Source organism: Pseudomonas sp. Sample_11 (assembly GCF_004307505.1).
GTDB lineage: Bacteria > Pseudomonadota > Gammaproteobacteria > Pseudomonadales > Pseudomonadaceae > Aquipseudomonas > Aquipseudomonas atacamensis.
The window spans coordinates 1-8,207 of the sequence record NZ_RCOD01000014.1 but is presented as its reverse complement, the minus strand read 5'-3'; the positions used below and the strand labels follow the sequence as shown (position 1 = coordinate 8,207).

General features: G+C 61.0%; 6 protein-coding genes. All 6 read right to left on the bottom strand.

Going from position 1 to position 8,207, the window contains the following annotated elements:
- Nucleotides 1–89: 89 nt before the first annotated feature.
- Nucleotides 90–884, bottom strand: coding sequence for an enoyl-ACP reductase FabI (fabI, locus tag D8U60_RS03080; RefSeq protein WP_003202751.1), 795 nt, complete (start codon nucleotides 882–884; stop codon nucleotides 90–92).
- Between the two features lie 19 nt (nucleotides 885–903).
- Nucleotides 904–2,514: an ABC transporter ATP-binding protein gene (locus D8U60_RS03075; RefSeq protein ID WP_039763245.1), complete on the bottom strand. Its 1,611-nt coding sequence runs from the start codon at nucleotides 2,512–2,514 to the stop codon at nucleotides 904–906.
- Nucleotide 2,515: 1 nt separating this feature from the next.
- Nucleotides 2,516–3,535: an ABC transporter permease gene (locus D8U60_RS03070; RefSeq protein ID WP_016774153.1), complete on the bottom strand. Its 1,020-nt coding sequence runs from the start codon at nucleotides 3,533–3,535 to the stop codon at nucleotides 2,516–2,518.
- A gap of 1 nt (nucleotide 3,536) precedes the next feature.
- Nucleotides 3,537–4,610: a microcin C ABC transporter permease YejB gene (locus tag D8U60_RS03065; protein ID WP_016774154.1), complete on the bottom strand. Its 1,074-nt coding sequence runs from the start codon at nucleotides 4,608–4,610 to the stop codon at nucleotides 3,537–3,539.
- 4 nt (nucleotides 4,611–4,614) lie between these two features.
- On the bottom strand, nucleotides 4,615–6,456 hold the full coding sequence (locus D8U60_RS03060; RefSeq protein ID WP_130899442.1) for an extracellular solute-binding protein: 1,842 nt from the start codon (nucleotides 6,454–6,456) through the stop codon (nucleotides 4,615–4,617).
- Nucleotides 6,453–8,207 (bottom strand): extracellular solute-binding protein (locus tag D8U60_RS03055; RefSeq protein ID WP_130899441.1); only part of this gene is annotated, 1,755 nt, incomplete at its 5' end. The genes D8U60_RS03055 and D8U60_RS03060, both read right to left, overlap by 4 nt.

Here is an 8,207-nt window from a genome sequence, read left to right as displayed (position 1 = left end):
TACGGAGCATTTTCTTTGAGCGCTGCGCAGATTGCTAGGTTTTCACACAGTCTGGGATCCGGCGGGTTTTTCTATTGGCTACAGGAAGATCACTCTTCGATGTTGCCCATCGCGGTGGTGTTGAAGCCGCCGTCGACGTACATGATTTCACCGCTGATGCCCGACGCCAGGTCGGAGCACAGGAAGGCGCCGGCGTTGCCGACTTCTTCGATGGTGACGTTGCGGCGCAGCGGAGTCTGCGCTTCGTTGGCAGCCAGCATCTTGCGGAAGTTCTTGATGCCGGAAGCGGCCAGGGTGCGGATCGGGCCAGCCGATACGCAGTTGACGCGGGTGCCGTCCGGACCGAGGGAACCGGCCAGGTAACGGACGCCGGCTTCCAGCGAAGCCTTGGCCATGCCCATCACGTTGTAGTTCGGCATGGTGCGCTCGGCGCCCAGGTACGACAGGGTCAGCAGGCTGCCGTTGCGGCCTTTCATCATTTCGCGGCCGGCTTTGGCCAGGGCCACGAAGCTGTAGGCGCTGATGTCGTGAGCGATGCGGAAACCTTCACGGGTAGTGGCTTCGGTGAAGTCGCCGTCCAGTTGGTCGCCCGGGGCGAAGCCGACGGAGTGCACGATGCAGTCCAGGCCGTCCCACTTCTTGCTCAGCTCTTCGAAGACCTTGGCGATTTCTTCATCGCTGGCCACGTCGCACGGGAAGCACAGCTCAGGGCTCGAACCCCAGCCTTGTGCGAATTCTTCGACGCGACCCTTGAGTTTGTCGTTCTGATAAGTGAAGGCAAGCTCAGCGCCCTCGCGATGCATGGCGGCAGCGATGCCGGATGCGATGGACAGCTTGCTGGCGACACCGACGATCAGTACGCGCTTACCGGCGAGAAAACCCATGTGTTGCTCCTCTTTCAGGTTATTGCGCAGTGGCTGGTGCCAGAAAAGCGGCTTCCAGCAACTGCTGTGTATACGGATGTTGGGGGGCGGCAAAGATACTTTGCGCGTCTCCCTGTTCGACCACTTGGCCATGCTTGACCACCATCAGCTGGTGGCTCAGCGCTTTGACGACAGCCAGGTCATGGCTGATGAACAAATACGTCAGGTTGTACTTGGCTTGCAGTGAACGCAACAGCTCCACCACTTGCCGCTGCACCGTGCGGTCGAGCGCCGAAGTCGGCTCGTCCAGCAGGATCAGCGCCGGTTTCAGCACCAAGGCCCGGGCAATGGCGATTCGCTGCCGTTGCCCTCCGGAAAATTCGTGGGGGTAGCGGTGCCGGGTTTCCGGATCCAGACCTACCTCCTTCAATGCCGCAATGATCGCCGCTTCCTGTTCGGTCGCGGTGCCCATCTTGTGTATCCGCAGGCCTTCGCCAACGATGTCATTGACGCACATGCGCGGGCTCAGGCTGCCAAACGGGTCCTGAAACACCACCTGCATCTCCCGCCGCAACGGGCGAACCTCGCTCTGCGTCAGGCAGTCTAGCTGCTTGCCTTCAAAGCGGATCGCGCCTTTGCTGCCGATCAGCCGCAAAATCGCCAGACCGAGGGTGGATTTGCCGGAACCGCTTTCGCCGACGATCCCCAGGGTCTGCCCCTGAGGCAGGCTGAAATTGATGCCGTCCACTGCCTTGACGTAATCCACCGTGCGCTTGAGCAGGCCTTTCTTGATCGGGAACCAGACTTTCAGGTCCTCGACTTCGAGCAGCGGCGCGCCGATTTCATTGCTTGCCGGGCCGCCGCTGGGCTCCGCGCCGAGCAATTCCCGAGTGTACGGATGCTGCGGCGAACGGAACAGCTCTGCGCACGATGCCTGTTCGACGATGCAACCGCGCTGCATGACACATACGCGATGCGCAATTCTTCGCACCAGGTTCAAATCGTGACTGATCAGTAACAGCGACATGCCCAATCGAGCCTGAAGATCCTTGAGCAAATCGAGGATTTTCAGCTGAACGGTCACGTCCAGCGCGGTGGTCGGTTCGTCGGCAATCAGCAATTCCGGCTCGTTGGCCAGGGCCATGGCAATCATCACCCGCTGGCGCTGGCCGCCGGACAATTCATGGGGCAGGGCCTTGAGACGCTTGTGCGGCTCGGGGATGCCGACCATCTCCAGCAGCTCCAAAGTGCGCTTGGTCGCGACTTTGCCGCTCAGGCCCTTGTGGATGCCGAGCACTTCGTTGATCTGCTTTTCGATCGAGTGCAGCGGATTGAGCGAAGTCATCGGCTCCTGAAAGATCATCGCGATGCGGTTGCCACGAATGTGGCGGATGGTCTTCTCGCTCAAATCCAGCAGGTTCTGCCCGGCGTAATTGATGCTGCCGGCCGGATGCCGCGCCATGGGGTAGGGCAACAGGCGCAGGATCGAATGCGCCGTGACCGATTTGCCCGAGCCCGATTCACCGACCAGCGCCAGGGTTTCGCCGCGCTTGATGTCGAAGCTCACGCCCTCGACCACGCGGTGGACGCGCTCGCCGAAACCGAATTCGACGGCGAGGTCGCGCACTTCGATCAGATTGTCCTGATTCATTTCACTTCCTCGGGTCGAAGGCATCGCGAGCGGACTCGCCGATAAACACCAGCAGGCTCAACATCAGCGCCAGCACGGCAAACGCACTCATGCCCAGCCACGGCGCCTGCAAATTGGATTTGCCTTGCGCGACCAGTTCGCCCAGCGACGGACTGCCGGCCGGCAGGCCGAAGCCGAGGAAGTCCAGCGCGGTCAGGGTGCCGATGGCGCCGGTGAGGATGAACGGCATGAAGGTCATGGTCGAGACCATGGCGTTGGGCAGGATGTGACGGAACATGATCGCGCCGTTCTGCATGCCCAGCGCGCGGGCGGCGCGCACGTATTCCAGATTGCGCCCGCGCAGGAACTCGGCGCGCACCACATCGACCAGGCTCATCCACGAGAACAGCAGCATGATGCCCAGCAGCCACCAGAAATTCGGCTGGACGAAACTGGCAAGGATGATCAGCAGATACAGCACCGGCAGCCCCGACCAGATCTCGAGAAAACGTTGCCCGGCGAGATCGACCCAGCCGCCGTAGAACCCCTGTAGCGCCCCGGCAATCACGCCGATGATCGAACTCAGCACGGTCAGCGTCAGCGCAAACAACACGGAAATGCGGAAGCCGTAGATCACCCGCGCCAACACATCGCGGCCCTGATCGTCGGTGCCCAGCAGGTTGTCCGCCGAGGGCGGTGCCGGGGCCGGGACTTTCAGGTCGTAGTTGATGCTCTGGTAGCTGTAGGGGATCGGCGCCCACAGAATCCACGCGTCCTTGGCCTTGAGCAGCTCACGGATGTACGGACTCTTGTAGTTGGCTTCCAGCGGGAATTCGCCGCCGAACGCGGTTTCCGGGTAGCGCTTGATCGCCGGGAAATACCAGTTGTTGTCGTAATGCACGACCAGTGGCTTGTCGTTGGCAATCAGCTCGGCGCCCAGGCTCAGGCCGAACAGGATCAGAAACAGCCACAGCGACCACCAGCCACGCTTGTTGGCCTTGAACAGTTCGAAGCGCCGGCGGTTGAGAGGGGACAGGTTCATCTCAATGCTCCCGGCTGGCGAAGTCGATACGCGGATCGACAAAGGTGTAGGTCAGGTCGCCGATCAGTTTCACCACCAGCCCGAGCAAGGTGAAGATGAACAGGGTGCCGAATACCACCGGGTAATCGCGGTTGATCGCCGCTTCGAAACTCATCAGGCCGAGGCCATCGAGGGAGAAAATCACTTCCACCAGCAGGGAACCGGTGAAGAAAATGCCGATGAACGCCGAAGGAAAACCGGCAATCACCAGCAGCATGGCGTTGCGGAACACGTGGCCGTAAAGGACGCGATGGCGGGTCAGGCCCTTGGCTTTGGCGGTGACCACGTACTGTTTGTTGATCTCGTCGAGAAAGCTGTTTTTTGTCAGCAGAGTCATGGTCGCGAAGTTGCCGATCACCAGCGCCGTCACTGGCAATGCCAGGTGCCAGAAGTAATCGAGGATCTTGCCGCCCAGGCTCAGCTCATCGAAGTTGTTCGAGGTCAGCCCGCGCAGGGGGAACCAGTCCAGATAACTGCCGCCGGCAAATACCACGATCAGCAGGATCGCAAACAGAAACGCCGGGATCGCATAGCCGACGATGATCGCCGAACTGGTCCAGACATCGAAGTGGCTGCCGTGCCGCGTGGCCTTGGCGATGCCCAGCGGGATCGACACCAGGTACATGATCAGCGTGCTCCACAGCCCCAGCGAGATCGACACCGGCATCTTTTCCTTGATCAGGTCGATGACCTTGGCGTCGCGGAAGAAACTGTCGCCGAAATCCAGCTGCGCGTAGTTCTTGACCATGATCCACAGGCGTTCCGGGGCCGATTTGTCGAACCCGTACATGTGCTCGATTTCCTTGATCAGCGCCGGGTCCAGCCCCTGCGCGCCACGGTAGGACGAGCCGGCCACCGCCACTTCGGCACCGCCGCCGGCAATCCGGCTGGTGGCGCCTTCGAAACCTTCGAGCTTGGCGATCATCTGCTCGACCGGCCCGCCGGGCGCGGCCTGGATGATCACGAAGTTGATCAGCAGAATGCCGAACAGGGTCGGGATGATCAGCAGCAGTCGCCGAAAGATATACGCCAGCATCTGATTACTCCGTGCCCGCAGGGTCGGCTTGCAGTTGGGTTTCGACTTCTACGGCAGGCTTGGCGTCAGGCTTGACCCACCAGGTATTGATGCCGATGTCGTACTTGGGCGAGGTTTTCGGGTGGCCGATGTGGTTCCAGTAGGCCACGCGCCAGCTCTTGATGTGCCAGTTCGGCACCACGTAGTAGCCCCATTGCAGTACGCGATCCAGCGCGCGAGCGTGGGCCACCAGACTTTTGCGCGAGTCGGCGTTGATCAGGCTTTCCACCAGTTGGTCAACGGTCGGATCCTTCAGACCCATGCTGTTGCGGCTGCTCGGCTTGTCGGCGGCGGCGCTCATCCAGTATTCGCGCTGCTCGTTGCCCGGCGAGTTGGACTGCGGAAAGCTGCCGACCATCATGTCGAAGTCTCGCGAGCGCACGCGGTTGATGTACTGCGAGACGTCGACGCGGCGGATCACCAGATCGATGCCGAGGTCGCTGAGGTTGCGCTTGAACGGCAGCAGCACCCGTTCGAATTCGGTCTGGGCGAGGAGGAATTCGATCACCACCGGTTTGCCGGTGGCGTCGACCATTTTGTCATCGACGATTTTCCAGCCGGCCTCTTGCAGCAGTTGATAGGCCTCGCGCTGCTGGGTGCGGATCATGCCGCTGGCGTCGGTCTTGGGATTTTCGAAGGCTTCGCTGAATACCTGAGCCGGCAGTTTGCTGCGGAACGGTTCGAGGATCTTCCGTTGCTCGGCGTCGGGCAGGCCGGTGGCGGCCATTTCCGAGTTCTCGAAGTAACTGCGGGTGCGCACGTAGGCGCCGTTGAACAATTGCTTGTTGGTCCATTCGAAATCGAACAGCAGCCCGAGAGCCTGACGCACGCGCACATCCTGGAACACCGGGCGGCGCAGATTGAAGACGAAGCCCTGCATGCCGGTCGGGTTGCTGTTGGGGATCAGTTCCTTGATCAAACGGCCCTCGGTGACCGCCGGAACGTTATAGGCGCTGGCCCAGTTCTTCGCGGTCATCTCCAGCCAATAATCGAACTGCCCGGCCTTCAGCGCTTCGAGCGCGACGGTGTTGTCGCGGTAATAGTCGGTAGTCATCGTGTCGAAGTTGTAGAAGCCACGGTTGACCGGCAAGTCCTTGCCCCAGTAATCCTTGACCCGCTCGTAACGTACCGAACGGCCGGCCTTCACTTGGGTGACCTTGTACGGGCCGCTGCCCAGCGGGATTTCCAGGTTGCCCTTGTTGAAGTCGCGACTGGCCCACCAGTGTTTCGGCAGGACCGGCAACTGGCCGAGGATCAGCGGCAGCTCGCGGTTGTTGCTGTGCTTGAACTTGAACAAGACTTTCAACGGGTCTTCGGCGATGGCTTCGGCAACGTCGTTGTAGTAGCCGCGAAACATCGGCGAGCCTTCCTTGGTCAGCGTCTCGAAGCTGAACACCACGTCTTCGGCGCGCACCGGGTGGCCGTCGTGGAAGCGCGCTTCCGGGCGCAGGTAGAAGCGTACCCAACTGTTGTCGTCGGCTTTCTCGATCTTGCTGGCAATCAGGCCGTACTCGGTGAACGGCTCGTCGAGGCTGTGTTTGGTCAGGGTGTCGTAGATCTGGCCGATGTCATCGGCGGGCACGCCTTTGTTGATGAACGGGTTGAGGCTGTCAAAGCCGCCGAAGCCGGCCTGGCGGAATACGCCGCCCTTGGGCGCATCAGGGTTCACATAGTCGAAATGCTTGAAATCGGCCGGGTATTTCGGCGGCTCGTTGTACAGGGTCACGGCGTGTTGCGGGGCGGCCCAGGCCAGCCCGGCGAACAGCAAGCCGCCGGCCTGCATGAGCAGGGTGCGCACAGCGTTCATCGATCTTTCTCCGAAGACTTCAGCCACCATGCGCTCAGGCCCAGGGTGTAGGGCGGCGTGGTGACAAAGGCCAACCGGTTGCGGTAGGCCAGACGGTGATAATTGAGGTACCAGTTGGGAATGCTGTAGTGCTGCCAGAGCAGCACGCGGTCGAGCGCCTTGCCGGCGGCGACCTGCTCGTCGCGGGTGCGCGCGGCGAGCAATTGTTCGAGCAGGTGATCGACCACCGGGTTGGCGATGCCCGCGTAATTCTTGCTGCCCTTGACGTTTACCTGGCTGGAGTGGAAGTACTGCCACTGCTCAAGGCCCGGGCTCAGGGTCTGGCCGAGGGTCATCGAGATCATGTCGAAATCGAATTGGTCGAGGCGCTGTTTGTACTGGGCGCGATCGACGGTACGCAGGCGCGCGTCGATGCCGATGCTGTTGAGATTCTCGATGTACGGCTGATAGAGCCGCTCCAGGCTCGGGTTGACCAGCAGCAATTCGAAGCGCAGCGGTTGGCCGTCAGCATTTTGCAAGCGCTGGCCATGGAGCTTCCAACCGGCCTCGGCGAGCAGGGCGAGGGCTTTACGCATGGTCTCGCGCGGGATGCCACGGCCGTCGGTTTTCGGCAGGGTGAACGGCTCGGTGAACAGCCGGGCTGGCAACTGCTCCTTGTAAGGCTTGAGCATCAGCCATTCATGCCCGACCGGCAAACCCGAGGCGCTGAATTCACTGTTGGGGTAGTAGCTGGTGGTGCGTTTATAGGCATCGCTGAACAGCGCGCGGTTGGTCCATTCGAAGTCAAACATCAGACCCAACGCTTCGCGCGTCCTGACATCGGCGAAGGTCGCGCGGCGGCTGTTCATGAACAGGCCCTGAGTCTGGGTCGGGATCTGATGCGGGATCTGCACCTTGATCACTTCGCCACGACGTACAGCAGGGAAGTTGTAACCGTTGACCCAGTTCTTCGCCTGATGCTCGATGTAGATGTCGAACTCACCGGCCTTGAACGCTTCGAAGGCGACATCGCTGTCGCGGTAGAACTCGACGTCCATGCGATCGAAATTGTACTTGCCGCGATTGACCGGTAAGTCCTTGCCCCAGTAATCCTTGACCCGCTCGAAAATCAGGTGCCGACCCGGCGTGACCGACGTGATGCGGTACGGCCCGCTACCCAGCGGCGGTTCGAAGGTGGTGGCTTTGAAGTCGCGGTCTTTCCAGTAATGCTGCGGCAGTACCGGCAATTCGCCCAGGCGCAGGATCAACAGCGGATTGCCCGAGCGCTTGAACACGAAACGAATGCGCTGCTTGTTGAGGATGTCGACCCGCAGCACTTCCTGCAGGGCCGTGCGATACAGCGGATGACCGTCCTTGAGCAGCGTTCGATAGGAGAACGCCACGTCGTAGGCGGTGACAGGCGCGCCGTCGTGAAAGCGCGCTTCGGGGCGCAAATTGAAGACGACCCAGCTGCGATCTTCGCTGTACTCCACCGATTGTGCGATCAACCCGTAACTCGACGCGGGTTCGTCGCCGGACGGCGAATACTGCCCGGTGCCAACCATCAGCGGCTCGTTGAGCTCGTTGATGCCGTACTGGAGAAAATTGGCGGTGGTGACCGGGCTGGTGCCCTTGAAAGTGTACGGATTGACCGTATCGAAGGTGCCGAACGCCATCACCCGCAACGTACCGCCCTTGGGCGCTTGCGGGTTGACCCAGTCGAAGTGGGTAAATCTGGCCGGGTACTTGAGCGTGCCGAACTGCGCATAACC